The sequence below is a fragment of the Streptomyces sp. 8N706 genome (assembly GCF_052245415.1).
In the GTDB taxonomy this organism is placed as follows: domain Bacteria; phylum Actinomycetota; class Actinomycetes; order Streptomycetales; family Streptomycetaceae; genus Streptomyces.
The window spans coordinates 19,295-35,455 of sequence record NZ_JBQQBW010000071.1 but is presented as its reverse complement, the minus strand read 5'-3'; the positions used below and the strand labels follow the sequence as shown (position 1 = coordinate 35,455).

16 protein-coding genes and 1 pseudogene are annotated in these 16,161 nt (G+C 67.6%); 11 read left to right on the top strand and 6 right to left on the bottom strand.

From position 1 onward, the window contains the following. The 3 genes from ACTWQE_RS23470 to ACTWQE_RS23460 form a co-directional block, all read left to right on the top strand. Positions 1-466 (top strand): SDR family oxidoreductase (locus ACTWQE_RS23470; RefSeq protein WP_443331009.1); only part of this gene is annotated, 466 nt, incomplete at its 5' end. Positions 467-735: 269 nt separating this feature from the next. After that, entirely contained in the window at positions 736-987 is a 252-nt protein-coding gene (locus tag ACTWQE_RS23465; protein WP_443331008.1) for a hypothetical protein, read from the top strand. A 242-nt stretch (positions 988-1,229) separates the two neighbouring features. Beyond that, a complete protein-coding gene (locus tag ACTWQE_RS23460) occupies positions 1,230-1,955 on the top strand; it encodes a restriction endonuclease (protein ID WP_443331007.1) in 726 nt (241 codons plus the stop codon). Here the strand turns inward: ACTWQE_RS23460 and ACTWQE_RS23455 are convergent. The 4 genes and pseudogenes from ACTWQE_RS23455 to ACTWQE_RS23440 form a co-directional block, all read right to left on the bottom strand. Further along, complete coding sequence (locus tag ACTWQE_RS23455; protein WP_443331006.1) at positions 1,939-3,918, bottom strand: TerD family protein; 1,980 nt, start codon at positions 3,916-3,918, stop codon at positions 1,939-1,941. The two genes, ACTWQE_RS23460 and ACTWQE_RS23455, sit on opposite strands and share 17 nt — an antisense overlap. Before the next feature lie 129 nt (positions 3,919-4,047). Continuing rightward, complete coding sequence (locus tag ACTWQE_RS23450) at positions 4,048-4,551, bottom strand: hypothetical protein (RefSeq protein ID WP_443331005.1); 504 nt, start codon at positions 4,549-4,551, stop codon at positions 4,048-4,050. A 57-nt stretch (positions 4,552-4,608) separates the two neighbouring features. Further along, the gene (locus ACTWQE_RS23445; RefSeq protein WP_443331004.1) at positions 4,609-5,964 is read right to left on the bottom strand and encodes an NACHT domain-containing protein; all 1,356 of its coding nucleotides are present in this window, start codon (positions 5,962-5,964) and stop codon (positions 4,609-4,611) included. A gap of 134 nt (positions 5,965-6,098) precedes the next feature. Further along, a pseudogene (locus ACTWQE_RS23440) lies at positions 6,099-6,875 on the bottom strand (NACHT domain-containing protein); the annotation flags it as partial. A 200-nt stretch (positions 6,876-7,075) separates the two neighbouring features. Here ACTWQE_RS23440 and ACTWQE_RS23435 point away from each other — a divergent pair. After that, the gene (locus ACTWQE_RS23435; RefSeq protein WP_443331003.1) at positions 7,076-7,288 is read left to right on the top strand and encodes a hypothetical protein; all 213 of its coding nucleotides are present in this window, start codon (positions 7,076-7,078) and stop codon (positions 7,286-7,288) included. Positions 7,289-7,363: 75 nt separating this feature from the next. Here ACTWQE_RS23435 and ACTWQE_RS23430 read toward each other — a convergent pair whose 3' ends face one another. Beyond that, complete coding sequence (locus tag ACTWQE_RS23430) at positions 7,364-7,615, bottom strand: hypothetical protein (protein ID WP_443331002.1); 252 nt, start codon at positions 7,613-7,615, stop codon at positions 7,364-7,366. 519 nt (positions 7,616-8,134) lie between these two features. On the opposite strand from ACTWQE_RS23430, the gene ACTWQE_RS23425 reads away from it, so the two are divergent. From ACTWQE_RS23425 to ACTWQE_RS23395, 7 genes are all read left to right on the top strand, one after another. Next, positions 8,135-8,398 carry a helix-turn-helix transcriptional regulator gene (locus ACTWQE_RS23425; RefSeq protein WP_443331001.1) on the top strand — a complete coding sequence of 88 codons (264 nt, stop codon included), beginning with the start codon at positions 8,135-8,137 and terminating at the stop codon, positions 8,396-8,398. 169 nt (positions 8,399-8,567) lie between these two features. Further along, the gene (locus tag ACTWQE_RS23420) at positions 8,568-9,428 is read left to right on the top strand and encodes a DUF6083 domain-containing protein (RefSeq protein ID WP_443331000.1); all 861 of its coding nucleotides are present in this window, start codon (positions 8,568-8,570) and stop codon (positions 9,426-9,428) included. Beyond that, positions 9,425-9,934, top strand: coding sequence for an SLOG family protein (locus ACTWQE_RS23415; RefSeq protein ID WP_443330999.1), 510 nt, complete (start codon positions 9,425-9,427; stop codon positions 9,932-9,934). The genes ACTWQE_RS23420 and ACTWQE_RS23415 overlap by 4 nt, the downstream gene beginning before the upstream one ends. Next, complete coding sequence (locus ACTWQE_RS23410) at positions 9,903-10,355, top strand: hypothetical protein (RefSeq protein ID WP_443330998.1); 453 nt, start codon at positions 9,903-9,905, stop codon at positions 10,353-10,355. Before ACTWQE_RS23415 ends, ACTWQE_RS23410 begins: the two co-directional genes overlap by 32 nt. Positions 10,356-10,782: 427 nt before the next feature. Then, positions 10,783-12,948, top strand: coding sequence for a WXG100-like domain-containing protein (locus ACTWQE_RS23405; RefSeq protein ID WP_443330997.1), 2,166 nt, complete (start codon positions 10,783-10,785; stop codon positions 12,946-12,948). Then, positions 12,914-14,359 carry an RHS repeat-associated core domain-containing protein gene (locus ACTWQE_RS23400; protein WP_443330996.1) on the top strand — a complete coding sequence of 482 codons (1,446 nt, stop codon included), beginning with the start codon at positions 12,914-12,916 and terminating at the stop codon, positions 14,357-14,359. Before ACTWQE_RS23405 ends, ACTWQE_RS23400 begins: the two co-directional genes overlap by 35 nt. Beyond that, positions 14,356-15,057, top strand: a complete 702-nt coding sequence (locus ACTWQE_RS23395; RefSeq protein ID WP_443330995.1) for an Lsr2 family DNA-binding protein — start codon at positions 14,356-14,358, stop codon at positions 15,055-15,057. The genes ACTWQE_RS23400 and ACTWQE_RS23395 overlap by 4 nt, the downstream gene beginning before the upstream one ends. Here ACTWQE_RS23395 and ACTWQE_RS23390 read toward each other — a convergent pair. Then, positions 15,054-15,869 carry a hypothetical protein gene (locus ACTWQE_RS23390; RefSeq protein ID WP_443330994.1) on the bottom strand — a complete coding sequence of 272 codons (816 nt, stop codon included), beginning with the start codon at positions 15,867-15,869 and terminating at the stop codon, positions 15,054-15,056. The genes ACTWQE_RS23395 and ACTWQE_RS23390 overlap by 4 nt on opposite strands. Between the last annotated feature and the right edge of the window lie 292 nt (positions 15,870-16,161).

The window sequence follows — 16,161 nt, the reverse complement described above, 5'->3', positions numbered from 1 at the left end:
CTCGATCGTCGGCGTGGACCAGGTGCCTGAGCTGGACTACTACCGGGCCAAGGCGCTCCAGGAGGACATCCTCGCGGCCGGACCGATCCCCTACTCGATCGTCCGCGCGACGCAGTTCATGGAATTCATGGACGCGGTCCTGTCCTGGACCGCCGACAGCAACACCGTCCGGCTGCCCGCCACGCCGATCCAGCCGATCGCCTCCAACGACGTGGCCGACGCGGTGGCGGAAGTCGCTGCGGGCGCCCCGCTGGGGGGCATTCGCAACATCGCCGGACCCGAGGTCTTCTCCCTGGACGAGCTGGGCCGGGTCACCCTGGCCCACAAGTCTGACAGCCGCACCGTTGTCACCGACCCCACCGCCGGCATGTTCGCCGTCGTCAAGGGCGACGTCCTCACAGACAAGGACGCCCACCTCGCCCCCACCCGCTACGCCGACTGGCTCTCACGCGGACGATCCAGGTAGCCGACAGGTGTTCCATGTGTTCGGGAAGGCGGGACGCCATGCCACCGGCGCGGTTACGAACGCGGCACCCCCTCGAATGAGGCCGTGCGAGTGACTGCAGCCCGTCCCGGGTGACAAGTGTTGATCCGTTTGTCCCACAAGATGTCCGAGCCCGTACTTAGCGTCCCGGGCATGACGAACCACCAGGAATACGTACCGACCGGCCCGATTCACGCCGAGCATCACCGAGCACCTCACCACAACAGCGCGCCTTTCAGGCGGTGGACGGCATGAGCCTGACCACCGGCCTGCACAGCCCCCGCACCCCGCTGCGCCGCTTCCTGGACCGCGAACTCTCCGCCGGCCCCCGGCCGCTACGGGAGAGCTTCCGCGCCCAGCACACCGCCCAGCACGTCCTCCTCCCTCCCCCAGGCGTGGGCACGGAGGCCGGAACCGTCGGCACAGCCATCGACCAGCGGCTGGACGATCGCCGCGCTCGTCGCGGGTGTCTGGTTATGGGGGCAGCTCATCGGGTTCGGTGAGGCAACCGAGGCGCAGCCGTCCTCGCCGAACCCATCCGTTTCTGCGCCGGCGGACCGCTGATGGCCGGGCGTCGGCTCCGCTTGCGCAAGCCCCGCGGCAGCGGGGAGTACGCCGCGGCCGGGGTCGTCGCCCTCTCCGCGGTAACGCTGCTGGCGAAGACCGCCGTCGCGGTCCGGGAGCTCGTGGTCCGCGGGTGGCCGCTGCTTGCCCTCCTTGCTGCCGGGGGCTTGATCTACACGGGATGGCGGGGGCTGCGCTCGGCACAAGCAAGGCGAGCGCGGGCGGAGACACTCTGAGGATCACGCTGACGCAGTTCGACGCCATGGACGATCAAGAGTTCGAAGTCGCGCTGCGGGACTTGCTCATCCGCGACGGTTGGTCGGCCCGGAAGGTCGGTCAGCCAGGAGACCAGGGCGCCGACGTCATCGGCCAGGACCGGCAGCGAGGCAGGATCGTCGTCCAGGCCAAACACACCAAGGTCGCAGGCAAGGTGGGCTCTCAGGTGATGTACCAGGTGAAAGGTACCGCTTGCCCTGTCCACGGCGCCGACATCGCCGTCGACCAACGGATCCTTCACCCGCGATGCCAAAGCGTGGGGCGACCGACACAAGATCTACTGGGTCGACCGGGACCGACTGCGCTCCTGGGCCGAGCACGGTGCGCCCCTGCACCACCTGCTCCACCTGCCCAGCCTGCCAGCAGGACGAGCGTCCAGTCGGCGTGCTGCCTGACCCCCGCATCCAGGCGGTGCTGGAGCGGGCATGCAGCGTCATGCCGTGGGTTAACCGCCCGACGGTTCGGCTATCCGGAGCCAGGCAGGAAGCGCACCCGAGAAGGGCTGACCGTTCCGGAGGGGGTTTCCGCCCGTGCCGCCACGGCCCGCATCAATGCTGCCGTCATCGGTGCGTCGCTCCGGCGGAACCCATGGCCTTCCCGGTGCGCGCATTCGGTCAGTCGGCGATGTTGACTCCGTAGTTGCGGGCGAGGGTGTCGAGGCCGTGGTCGTAGCCCTGGCCGACGGTGCGCAGGCGCCAGGAAGGGCCGCGGCGGTAGATCTCGGCGAGGAGCATGGTGCGTTCGGTGGTCGCGGCGTCGAGGGTGGCCTGGGCAAGGGCCGTTGAGCTGCTGCCGGGGGCCGCAGTGATGTGGATGGCGCCGAGGTCGCCGAACGTGGGTGTGCCGTCGATGGCTGCCGCGACGACGACTTTGCGAGCCGAAGGCGGGAGTGTGGCGAGATGGATGCTGATGGTCTGCTCGCTCGGCCCGTCGCCCAGGAGCCGCACAGTGCCCCCCGGGTTTTCCGGTGCGCCGTAGAAGACGAAGTCCTCATCGAAGGAGACCTGTTCGTCCTCGTCGACCACGAAGGCGACGACGTCGATGTCGCAGACCGTCTGCTGCGCCCAGGTGGCTGTGACGGTCCAATGAGCGCTCGATGCTTGCCTGGCGGGTGGGCCGGGCAGGTCGATGACGCCGCCGCGCGGCAGCACGTGCGCGGCTTGCCCGTGACCGGCCCAGCCGGCGGGCGGCACGGTGGTGGGTGCGTCGAGCCAGGCGGAGTGGTGGGTGGGGATGGCGAGTGAGGCGATCCGGCGCATGCGGCGGTCGGCTTCGCCTCCGTCGAGGAGGACGACGTCGGTGACGCTTGCTGAGAGATTGATCGCGGCGGCTCCGCCGAGCTCGACGATACGGGTTCGGGTGGCCGCAGCGTCGGGGTGCGTGCCGCCGAGGACGAGCACGCGGCGCCCGGTCAGGGACTTGCCTGCACGTTCCCCTTGCTCCTTCTGCTTCTTGACCGGGGCGGCCGGTTCCGCAGCTGCAGGACGTGCGGTCTCAAGGACGGGGGTGTCCAGCTCCTCCGGTCCGCGTGCCGCAGGGATGGGCGCTGGTGGGGGAGGGGCTACGGAAGGCGTGGGCGCTGACGTCTCAGCAGGTGCCGGGTGGGGCTCGCTCGGTACCACAGGCGCCTCACACCGATGACCTGTGCGGCCGGCCTCGGTGGTCGTCTGCTCGTGCTGCGTTCCCGGGCGCACGTCGCCCAGCAGGCGCAGGAAGGTGTGCTCGTCGATGACCGGGACGTTCTCAGCGAGGGCGCGCCGCGCCTTCGCGGACCCCGACGCGGGGTCGTTGGTGACCAGGGCGCTGGTGTGCCGGCTGACCGAAGTCATCAGGTTCAGACCAGCGGCGACGGACCGCCCGACCAACTCCGCGCGGGAGGTCGCGGTCTGCCCGGTGATGGCGATCTTCATGCCCTGAACCAGGGGGCCGCCGGACGCCAGCCGCCCCGGGTTGCGGAAGCCGCACGGGGTCTTGGGCGGCTGCGGCACGAACTGCGGGTCTTGCCGCGGTGGACAGGACACCAGGGGCAGCGGCACATCGAGCCGAGCGGCCTCCCCCAACGAGGCGCGCAGCACCCCGGCCAGCACGCGGCTGTCATCCAGGGCGTCGTGCGCCATCAGTTGCGTGACGCCGTAGTGAGCAGCCAGCGTGCCCAGACGCAGATCCTCGGTCGGCGGATCCACTCGCCGGTTCAGCGCCAGCGTGCACAGCCGCTGGGCGACCGGCAGCCACATGCGCGCCCGAGCGAACTCATGAGCGAGGAAGTCGTAATCGAACTGGGCGTTGTGGGCGACCAGCACCCGGTCCTGCAGCATCGCGCCGATCCGTCCGGCGACCTGGTCGAAGGTCGGCGCGCCCCGCAGCCGTTCGGCCGTCAGGCCGTGGACGTGCACCGGCCCGGGATCGCAGCCGGGGTCAAGCAGCGTCGAGAACTCCCCGGTCTGGTTGCCGTCCGGACCGAGCGTCACCACAGCGACCGACAGCACACGGTCCCGGCGCGCTACCAGCCCGGAGGTCTCCACGTCTACCAGCGCCCAGTCGAAGGCATAGTCGCGCAGGTGGGACACATCGAGAGCGGGGGACACGAAAGACATGGCGGTAAGGATGATGTGATACACACCTGTCCTTCAACCCGGATGACCATTCATCCCTATATGTATCATTCGTGATAATAAAAATGGTGATGTGGTGTCCCGTGCTTGCCTCGCCCGAAGGCGTCCACCTCAGCGGGGGCGGGGTGTGCGGGTGAGATGGCCGGGAGGGAAGAGTTCGGCTCCTGTCAGGTGGTCGGCGTATGAGATGTGGATCGTGAGACCGGGGACGTCTGCCAGGGGTGCGATATCGACGCGGGCTGGCGTCAGACAGAAGAGATCCAGGTACTGCAGTCCAGGAAACGCTTCAATGAGGGGAAGTAGCGAATTTCCCGGCTGGTGACTACTGATCGCCAGTCGCTGCACGTTGGGCAGGATGGGATGCAGTGCCAGACGCGAAATGTCCTGTGATAGCAGTTGTAAGCTGTTCAGGGAGGGTAATTCTGCTAGTTCCTCGCGGTCAGCTTCTGGGACGGTGGGAGCGTCGATGGTGACGTGCTCCAGATTCTTCCATGTGCTGATGCCCTTGACGGAAGACCGCGAAGTTGTCTCCGTTAAGAGGCAAAGTCGCTTGAGGCCCGCATGTGTTTCCATGTCTGCTAGATCCGGCCAGGGCAACGGCGTGTTGAGGTTCAACTTCGTGAGCTGGGTGAGCTGTTGAAGCGCGCCGAAATCCGTTCTCGCAGGAGCCTGTCACAGTGTGAGATCAGCTATTTGAAGAGCGGTGAGCGGCGTGAGGTCGTGCACAGGACAGCTTATTAAAGAGAGGTTGTGCAGACGCGGCAGCTGCTCTAGAAAATCGAGAGTCTTGATCCTCGGCATGCTGGTTAGGGTGAGCCATTCGAGGCGGTCAGTATAGAGGTTCCCCGTAATATCCTCCGCGGTTACATCGGCACCGCACCAGATCGGTTTCTGTAGCCTGAGGTGCTTGACCTCTCTCAACTCAGGGAGGGACCTCACGACCAGGCTGATCTGGTCGTCTTCAATGTAGGCTAGGACGTCCCGCGCGTAATCACGGGTATCGAAGCGCTCCCAATGCGACATGAGCGCGCCGTGCACCCCGAAGCTGGTGTGGTCGCGGTATTTCTTAAGCAGCGGCAATGCGGCAGCTCCGCCGATGAGGCCAGCCGTACGGACGACTGCTTGGGCCTCGTCATCTTCGAGATCGTCAGGCCCTGGGAGTAGATCCAGGATGACGGAGCCGACTGACGCCAGGGCCTCCGCTTCCTGGTAGCTGCGAGGTGGGAGCAGCGCGGCGGTTCGGTTCTGGACTTCCTGTCGGACGTCCGGGTCGAGTTCGGTGGCGTTTTCCAGGCAGGCGGTGGCCAGCAGGTGCAGTCGGGTTCGGTGTCTTGCGGTGCGGTCGCCGCGGGTGAGGAGGCGGCGGAGGATGGTGGCGCGTTCGGTGGGGCGGGCGTGGGCGACGGCCATTCTGAGGACGTCTTCCCATTGGTCGTCGTGGGCGTGGCGGATGAGGAGTCCGAAGTCGCGGGCTTCGACGCAGGCTTTGGCGCCGAGGTAGTCCTGGAAGGTGCGGACGAAGTCGATGGTGTCGGCGGTCGGCTGGCGTAGAAGCCCGCTCCGGCCAATCAGGTAGGCCAGGATCTGATGCGCGTCTCCTTGGGCGGATACCGAGGGCATGGTCGGCTGAGCTTCCGCAAGCAGGGCGAACGCAGTGTCCTGGTCCATTTCGGTTTGGCCGTTGCGGATGAGCCAGTACGCCAGGCGTTGCAGCAGCTGGATGTTCTGGTGCTCGGTGAGCTGCACTCCGTCAGGGGCTTCGATGTCGCGTTCGAGATCCCGGCGCACGAGCAGCATCGACAGCGCTGCCTCATACAGTTCCATGCGCCCCTGCGGCAGGTGCCCGCGCCGGTCACGGTGCAGTGCGCACATCAGCGCACACATCAACGGCGTCGTGGCCAGCTGGGCGAGCTCCCGCTGCCCCCGCACAGCGTCCGCGAGGCTCTCCTCCAGCTGGACGAGCCGCGCACGTTCCATCTCGCTGCGGGCATGGTGGCTGGCGGCGGTATGCCAGCGGGAGATGAACACCTCAACGTCCCGCCCCTGCATCGGTCGCACCGACAGTTCGGTGAACCCGCCAGTGGCCAGCCACCCCTCCGGTACTGCAGAGGCCGCGTGGTCACCACGAACGATCCACTCGGATAGGCGGCCAACAGGGCCCGCACCCATTCCCGCGTACGTTCCCGCTGGGGGAGAGGCACCTCGTCCACCCCGTCGATGAGCACCAGCCCGCGCCCTGCCCCGAGGACCTGTTCCACCCAGCCATCCGGCTGTGCACCTGCGAGCGGACATGCGGCAGCGGACAGAAACTCCTCCGGCTCCGGCAGGGCGCCCCGACGGACCAGCGTCCGCAGCGGCAGCACGAACGGAACACGCCCAATTAAATGGTCCAGCCCGGCTGGAAGTTCTTGCCGGGCCGTGGTGACCGCCAGCCACTGCAGCAGCGTGGTCTTCCCGCTCCCGGCCAGGCCACGGACCACCACTCGATTGCGGCGCGCCAGCGCCTGCTCGGCACGCTCAACCCGCAGTGATGGACCTGCACCGTCCGGGGAACCGAAGGCGGCTTCATCGCTGGGAGCAGGGCCGCTGGGCTCGGACAGTTCCAGGCTCAAATACGCGGCATCCAGCGGCCAGCACCCCTGCTCAGGGCGGCTCAGGTCCAGGCCTACGATCGTCAGCTGGCCGTACCGGCCAACCACATACTCGCGATAGCGCCGCTCAAATGAGGCATTCGGCCCCGCGTCGGTCCGCTCGCTCACGCCCTGCTGCGCGCATGCGCGGAGTGCGAGCAGGTCACCAGGATCGCTTCCCAGGGCCTTGGCCAGCGCGGTCACGGTGGCCTCGCTGGGCAGGCTACGCCCGTTGAGCGCCTGGCTGACCGTGGTGTGTCCCAGCCCGGCTCGCCGCTCCAGCCCGGCTCGCCGCTCCAGCCCGGCCATGCTCAGCCTGCGCTCGGTACGTAATCGCCGGAGCCGCAGTGCCAGATCGGCCAGCGCTTCGGACGCATGCTGCAGTGCCGAGTCCTCCACGACCCTCCCCTGTAAAGGTCCCGCGTTCATCTTCGTACGGCCGAACGCCGGCGAACGCGAAACCGGCGAATTTCATGACGGCCCCATAGAGGAGGTGATCGGGAGGATGTATGAACCTCGAACTGACTTACGTGACGCTGATCGCGCTGGTGCTTGCTGTCAGCGTTCTTTTCGTCGTCCTGGCCGGAATGGCCGTGGGCACCATCGCGCGACTCGACGGCGCCACCCTCCCCTCGGCTCTCCAGCGGGGAGGAGTCGCCTTCGGCGGCACACTGACTCTTCTCTTGACGGCTGTGTCTTCCGTCGCTGGCCTGCTCAGGTAGCCCGATGCGTACAGGGCGAGCTTCCAGCCGGCACTGGCGGGGGAGCGGCGAGGGAAACGGTGCTGCCTTTGGTGGTCATTCGTGGAATGCCTGGTTCCATACGTCGAGGTTCTCCTCCCACCAGTCATCTGCGGCGCCGTGGTCGCACGGTGCCGAGGGAGGGCTTGCCGCAGAGCCGGATGGTGCAACGACCGGTGGGGCGTTGCTGCGGTCGGCGACCAACTCGCTGTGCCGACGGGCGCCGCACAGTTCCTGGACGCCGCCCACGGCCGAAGGGCCATCGGCGGTTGAGGGCTCACGTACGACGGCTCCGTGCTCGGTGGTCATGGCGCACGCGCCGCAGATGTCGGCCAGGCGCCAGATGCGTCCTCCGCGGCTTCGGGTGAGAAGCAGCAGGATCGGTCCGTCGCATCCTCGGTGGCGTCCATGCCAGCGGCAGCCGTGTTCCCGGCACTGGCAGGTGCGTAAGTAAGGAGCCAACACCTGCACGCGGGCGTGCCGGGCCAGATGGGAGAGTGCGGCTCTGCGTGCTGTGTCCGCTCCTGGGAAGGTGGAGAGCGTGCCGCAGGGGGTGCAGGAGAGGCTGGTGCCATCAGGGTGCGGCCGGACTTCGATGGTCCAGACGCGCTGCACCGAGCCTGCTGTCGTGCCCGACCCCATCGGCCCTTCCCCTCCTTGTCGTCTTCTGCAAGCGCCGGCTCCTCCCGGACGACGTAGGAGAGGGGAGTGAGACGGCGGCGCGCACCTTAGTGCAGACCTCTGCACTCTCCGTCGGCCGTGTCGCTGGAACAAATAGGGCAGAGGTCTGCACTGACAGGGCAGGGGGCTGCACCGTGCGATAGCTGAGTGACGATCATCCCGCCCGACCCCAACCTCCAAGCGCTGCGCTTGGAACTGTCACGACTGCGGGCCGAACGCGGATGGACCTACGACCAGCTTGCCGAACGTTCTGGCCTGGCACGACGCACCCTCATCGAACTTGAGCAAGGCCGCAGCGTCGGCAGTCTCACCACCTGGCACGCCCTCGCTCACGCCCTGGGCGCCCCACTCGGCCGGCTCGTCGACACACTTTGTGACGGCCACCTTCCGCCCGTCCCTCCGAGCGATTGACACCCGGTCAGCACCGCTTCTCGAGCGCAGAGCCGACCGCCCAAAGCGGTGATCGACCCCGAACGCACGATCAGTCGATCGAACGTCCGTCGCCACGCATGCCGCCCCTCAGGTGACACATCCGGCACCGACACCCGCTCGCGGCGCGCCGCTCTGCCACCGTCCCGGCATGCGCTCAACGAACAACCCCTGGGCCGAGGAAATTCGCTGGGACGGCAGCCTCAAACGCCGCCCCACCCGGGCCCTGCGCATCGCCCCCACCAGCCCCAGCCGCCTGCTGCGCGCCGACCAGCGACGCCCCTGCACCCACTGCGGCAACCCGGTGGACTGGTACTACCGCAACGACGATCGCCCAGTCTCCCTGCACCCCAGCGAATGCGACGCCGGCTCCGTGCCCGAGCCCTACCGGTGGCACGTCCAATCCGGCATCGCCCACCCCCACCACGACGGCTCACCCTGGTGCCGCATCCCGCACCTCGCCCTCTGCCCCGCCCGCCCCGCCGACAACCGCAGCCTGCTCCTGGGCGAGCTGCGCCGTGACCTGGCCGCCGCCACACGCCGCCTCATCGACACCGGAGCCTTCACCCCGCGCCGCGAACCCCCGCAAGCACCGCCGGCTGACCTGGCGCCAGGCCGACCGGTGGTGCAACTCCTCCACACCCGCTACCTCGCCCCCGGCCCCCTCGAGACCATCCAGTGCGTCGCCCAGACCCGCACCCGCAGCCGCTGCCCCCACCCCCTCCACCACCAGCAGCCCACCCCGGGGGAGTGGAGCCTCACCCCCGTCCACTCCACCACCCACACCCAGCCGCCGCTCTTCCCCGACGACGTAATGGCCGTCTACGGCCTCGACCACCTGCCCTACGCCGAGCAACTCCGCTGGCGCGCCCAGCGCTGTACTGCCCACGCCGCGACCCCCGGCGCCGCGGATATCGCCCTCACCGAATGGGAACCCTTCAACCCCGCCACCCATACCCGGCACATCCACCCCCGCCTGCCGGACACAAGCCCCTCCCCCCGCCGCACATGAACCCGCCGCCCTCCCGGGTCCTGATCTGCGGCAGCCGCCAGTGGCCCTGGCCCGACACCGTCACCAACGTCCTGGACCGCCTCGCCGCCCACCACCCCGACGACCTCGTCATCATCGAAACAGCCGCCACCGGCGCGGAACGCGCCGCCCACCGCTGGTGCCAAACCAATGCCCTGCCCGCGTGGCGCCACCGCTGCCACCCAACCCCCCGGCACCGCCGCATGCCACCGGCCTGGCAAACCGGCCCCCAGCGCCACCAGCGCATCCTCCACGACGAAGAACCCCGCCTTGTCATCGTCTTCCACGAAGACCTCGCCCACGCCCACGGCGCTACCGCCGATCTCTGCCGCCTGGCCATCGACGCCGGCATCCCCCTCTGGCACATCCCCACCAGCGACCCCCAACTCGGCAGGTGGCTAGGAGCACACCCCCATACCCGAGACAGCCAACCCGAGCAGGACAGGACCCCAACCGATGAATCCAAGCCTTCCGCGGCAGACGCCTGAACTCACCGTGCCCCAACACACGCCAGACGCCTGCCCTGTCAAATCCCCCAGTGGGGCCGCCGCCACCGACACCGAGCACCCGCAACCCACCTCGAGGAAGAACTCCGCTCCCCACCTGTCGGGCTTCCTCAACACCCACCACCGCGGCACCGACCTCCACGTGTGGTGCACATGGTGCTGCCACTGGCACACCCACGGCGGGAAGGACATCCAGGCAGGACACCTCGAGCACCGCCTTGCCCACTGCTACGCCAAGGACAGCCCATACCGGTCCGGCGGATACTGGATCAAGATCTCCGCCACGCCCTGGCGCGCGGTGCGGGGCACATTGCGGTCGGCGACAGCGGCACAGCAACGGGCCCTGTGGCGCGGCCGGATGAGCCCTGCGGTCAAGGCTCTCAGGGGACAGCCCGCTCCGTAACCCGGGTCCCCGACTCTCTTCGGATGTGCTCATGCCCAAGGTCAGGCAGTACGCCTGGTACTCCTCGCCAATCCATGCCAGCGGATTCCCCCCGTCCCCCCTGCGGCGTCTGCGGATGAGTGCAGTCGCAATTGCCTGCACCATCAGTCCTCATCATGCAGGACGCCCATTTCCACGCATGTGCAGGGACCGCCCGGACCCGTACGTGCACCACAGCCCCCCATGCTGCGGCATGTGATTCGAGCCAAGCAGAAGCCTCACCACCACGAATTGCTCGGGGTCGGTCGACGGCAAGTCGGCCAATGAGCCGTCAGTTCCAAGTCAGTGACCGCATGTTGTGGCATCTCACTCACAGGGCTGCCCCGGCAATGTGATGAGCTGATGGCAGGGGTATGTCTTTGCGGTCGCCTAGCCGGGGAGTGTCGTCGTGGGTGTGGTGGTGCCCGGGTGGGCCGATGAGGTGCTCGATCTCATCGGCGTCTCATGGCCGAACGTTGATGAGGACGACTACCGCGAGATGGCCGTTGCCATGCGGGAATTCGCCGGTGACATCGACGACGGCGCGGCCGAGGCGCACAACGCAGTGCAGTGCCTGGTCTCTGCAGGCGGTGGAGGAGCGGCGACCGAAGCCCTGAACGCTCACTGGGGCAAGGTCAAGGACACTCACCTGACCAACCTCGCCGAATCGGGCCGGCTGGCCGCCGCCGCGCTGGACGGTGTCGCGATGCTCATCGAAGGCGCGAAGCTCGCAGCGATCGTCCAGTTCGGCATCCTGGCCGCGGAGATCGCAGCAACGGTCGCGGCAGCCCCGTTCACCCTGGGGCTGTCCACGCTCGGCGGCCTGGCCGCGACCCAGGCTACGCGGACGATCGTCAGGAAGATCTTCCAAGAGGTCTGTCAGGAAGTCGCCTCTCAGGTCGTGAACATCGCTATGGGCCCGGCCTACGAGGCGCTCGGCTCGATGGCCGGGGACCTGGTCGTCCAGCTCGGCTCCAACGCCCTGGGTACCCAGGACGGCGTCAACCTCGGCCGGACCGTCCAAGCAGGCAGGGAGAGTCTCAGCCAGGGTGCGGATGCCGCCAAGGGACAGATTACCTTCACCTACGACCCCAACTCCCGGATGACCTCGTGGACAGACCGGAACGGCTCCACCTTCCGCTATGTCTACGACACAGCCGGACGGGCCGTGCAGACGATCGGCCCAGACGGGTACCTGTCCTCCACCTTCACCTACGACACCGAACAGCGGATCACCCGCTACACCGACTCCACCGGAGCCCTCACCACCCTCCACCTCAACACGCTCGGCCAAGTCATCGCAGAAACCGACCCCCTGGGCAACACCGTCCGCCAGACCTGGAACCGCTGGGACCACCTCCTCACCCAGACTGACCCCCTCGGACACACCACGCACTTCGAACCTGACACCAGCGGCAACCTGGTCGGCCTCATCGGCCCCGACGCAGTGCGCACCACCGCCGTCTACAACGACATGCACCTACCCATCGAGGTCACTGAGCGCGGCGGTCTGCGCCACCACTACACCTACGACGACCGCGGCAACCTCCTCGCCACCACCGACCCGGCAGGTGCACGCACCGAGTACGAGTTCAACAGCCTTGGCCACCCAACGAGGGTGCGTGACGCCCTGGGCAACACCACTCGGATCACAACGAACTCAGCAGGCCTCCCCGAGCAGATCACCAACCCAAGCGGCGCGACCGCCGCGTACACACGGGACGCCTTCGGCCGCATCACCTCCGCCACCGACGCCCTCGGCAACACCCTGCGCCAGGGCTGGACGGTAGAAGGAAAGCCCACCTGGAGAGAGCTGCCCGACGGCACCAGGGAGGAATGGACCTGGGACGGCGAAGGCAACCTCCTCACCTATACAGACCGCATGGGCCGCACCAGCACCTACACAGAAACCCACTTCGACCGGCCGGCCACCTCCCACACCCCTGACGGCGAATACCACTTCACTCACGACACCGAGCTGCGCCTGACCAAGGTCACCAATACCCAAGGCCTGGAATGGCACTACACCTACAACGCGGCCGGACACCTCATATCCGAAACCGACTTCGACGGCCGCATCCTGACCTACGAGCGCGACCCGCTCGGCCGCCTCATACGCCGCACCAACGCTGCCGGCCAGACCCTGACCTTCGAACGCGACATCCTCGGCCGCGTCACCCAGCTGAGCCACGACGACGGTTCGGTATCCACCTTTGACCACGACGAGACGGGCCACGTCTCACAGATCACCAACGCCCACGCCACCATCACGCTGGAACGGAACACCGCCGGACGCGTCGTGGCTGAGACCGTCAACGGACGCACCCTCGCCTTCGCATACGACGCCCTCGGACGCCGCACCCACCGCCGTACACCATCCCGGGGCCACCAGCACTCTCGCGTACACCCGGGAGGGCCTGTCCACCTACACGGCCGACGGACACACCTTCCGTTTCGACCGCGACGCACTGGGCCGCGAAACCGCAAGAATCCTCGACGGGCAGCTCACCCTCAGCCACGGCTGGGACTCCGTCGGCCGCTTGACCAGCCAGTCCCTCAACACTCCAGACACTGACATACTCGGGCGGACCTTCACCTACCAGGCCGACGGGGCACTGGTCAGCATCACCGACACCCTCACCGGCCCGCGCACCTTCACCCTCGATCCCGCAGGTCGCATCACCGCGGTCCAGGCCCGCGGATGGAGCGAGCAATACGCCTACAACGCCGCCGGCGACCAGACCCACACCGTCCTGCCCTCCCAGGCGCCCGGCCAGAACAGCACAGGCGAACGCACCTACCACGGCACCCGCGTCACCCGCGCCGGCCGCACCCGCTACCGCTACGACGCCCAGGGCCGCATCACATTCCGCCAGACGACCACCCTCTCCGGAAAGGTGCTCACCTGGCGCTTCGAATGGGACGCCGAAGACCGCCTCACCCACCTCGAAGCCCCCGGAGGGGCCCGCTGGCGCTACCTCTACGACGCGCTCGGCCGCCGGATCGCCAAACAACGCATGGACACCGACGGCCGGACCGTCGAAGCCAGCACCTACTGCTGGGACTGCGGCCAGCTCGCAGAGCAGTACACCGGCCACACCACCCTGGTCTGGGACTACATCGGCATGCGGCCCCTGTCCCAGCGGGAAATGAACACAGACAGCGCTCAGCGGGAGATCGACCGGAGATTCTTCGCGATCGTCGCCGACCTGGCCGGCAGCCCCAGCGAGCTCATCGCCCCCGATGGCGACATCGCCTGGCAGGCGAGAAGTACCGCCTGGGGCGCGACACAGTGGAACCACGACAGCACCGCCCACACCCCACTGCGCTACCCCGGCCAGTACTTCGACCCCGAAACCGGCCTGCACTACAACTTCAACCGCTACTACGATCCCGACCTGGGCCGATACATCACCCCCGACCCGCTCGGTATCGCCCCCGCCATCAACCACTACGCCTACGTCCCCAACCCCTTCACCCTGGCCGACCCTCTAGGCCTCGCCGGCTGCGAGGAGGACCCCACATGGGGCGGCCGGGTCAGATTCACCCGGGACGAGCACGGACGCCCCTACGAGATGAACGCGGTCATCAGCCGCGACATGCTCGACGAAGGCACACACGCCAACAACGCCCTCAGGCCGCCCGGCTCCCTCGGAGGTGACTACAACCAGGCCCGCGGACACATGCTCGCCAGAATGCTGGGCGGATCCGGCGACACATTGGACAACCTGTTCGCCATCACGCAGAACCCAACGAACAGCCCCAGAATGCGGGACTTCGAGCAGGCGGTCTACGACGCCGTCAACGACCGCGGAGAAATCGTCACCTACAACGTCTACCTCGAGTACACCGACGACAAGAAGGACTCCGTGCCGGTCTCCATCCAGCTCGAAGCCTCCGACCGACGTGGAAACACCCTGGTGGATACGATCCTGGAAAACCCCGCACACGAGCAGCAGCAGCGACACCGCCGAGGACTCCTGTGACCAGCCTCAACGACCTCACCCGACTCTGCCCCCCACCCGCAGACACGCCCCGGGTCGACTGGACGGCCGTCGAGGCCACCCTCGGCATGCGACTGCCCAGCGACTACAAGCAACTGGCCTCGACCTACGGTCCCGGCGCCTTCTGCGATTTCATCCGCATCTACCACCCCCACGGGGCAACCCAATGGGTCGACCTCACCGGCCCCATGCCTGCCACCCTCCGCGAAGAACTCAAACAAGACCGCGACCACGGCTCACACCCCGTCCCGTACGACCCCGATGACCTCTTCGCCAACGGGGTCACCGACAACGGCAACCACCTCTTCTGGATCACCACCAGGAAGGACGAGCCCGACACGTGGCCCATTGCCGTCAACGAGGCGCGCGGCCCCGGCTGGTACACCTTCAGCGGCACCCTGACGGAATTCCTCACCACCGTCCTGACCGGCGAGACGCAGGTCCCCCTCTTCCCCCGAGGCCTCCTCAACGCAGGCGTCACCTTCACACCCTCACCGTCATCCCGCGACAACCCACCGGAACCCCCTCCCCCGGGAGGAGTCATCGACACCCAGACCGTCCGCGAATGGGCCCGAGCCAACGGCTACGACGTACCCGACCGCGGACGTGTCCCCGCAGCGGTCATCGCGGCATGGAAACAAGCCCACACCAGGGGAGACAGCCCGGACAACGCTGTCTAGGTGAGGCCTGGGCCATCGCGTAGCCCTTCAACATCCGTCCGGGCATACCGGCCTAGCGATCCGGGCAGCATTCCTCGGCGTTCGGCGTCTACCTCGAACTTCCCGACGGGCCAGCCCAGGAATGCTGCTGCTTCCTTGGTTGTCAGGCTCTTCTCAACCCAGGCGTGGCGCTCTCGGACTGTGGTGATGATCTGTTCCTCAGGGAGGTTGTCGAGATCGCGCAGGGCGTACATGGGATGTCCCTTGAACTCACCCACCGGCTTGAGCAGGCCCTGTTCGGCCAGGGCCTGTACGTCAACGCGCTCGACATCCAGCTGCGTGCGCTGAGCTAGATGCTCGGCCGCCTTGATCGATCCAAGCCCGGGATGGTCGCCCACGGCGGCCCGGATCTCTTCGATCCGATCCGGAAGAGTGCTGGCCACGGCATGCGACCAGCGTTTGTCGTCCACATCCGGGGGCGGGATCAAGCCGTGCTGCACCGCACGGGGGACCTGCCAGTTCTCCAGGCCCAGCCATTTCGCCAGCTGGATGGGGCCGAAGACGCGTCCCTTGACTGTCCTGGAGCTGCGGGTGGCGCCTAATCCCCTGACGGGTGTGGGCGGTGCCGTTGTGGAGCCCTGTCCGACGCTCAGGGCGGCCGCTATTTCCTGGAGACGGTCTGGCAGTGTCTTGGCCAGTGTCAGCGACCAGCGCTCATCGTCGATGTCAGGAGGCAGTATAAGCCCACGGGCCTGGGCCCGGCGAACTTGCCTCGGCTCGAGTCCCAGCCACGCTGCCAGCTGGTGCGGCCCGAAGTCCCGTTCCTTGGCCACGTTACCTCCCAGTGCGGTTGTCGAGCACTTAGTCGTGCAGGTCATCCCGAGCCTGCTGACTCCTCACGATCACTCTAGGTTCCAGGACCGACAGGCGACTCCGGGATCGGTGCCGTCTTCTCCTGCGAACGCGGTGCTGCTGGCGCCGGAGGCGGGGGCCTGCCGGTGCTCCTGGTCAACTACCGTCCCCCGCAGTGCACGATGCGCTCGGTTCGCCAGGGCCCGTCGGCTTCTTGCGCACGCTCAGGTCGGGGTCAAGGGGGGCGACGGTGAGGGTGCCGTCGTCGTTCAT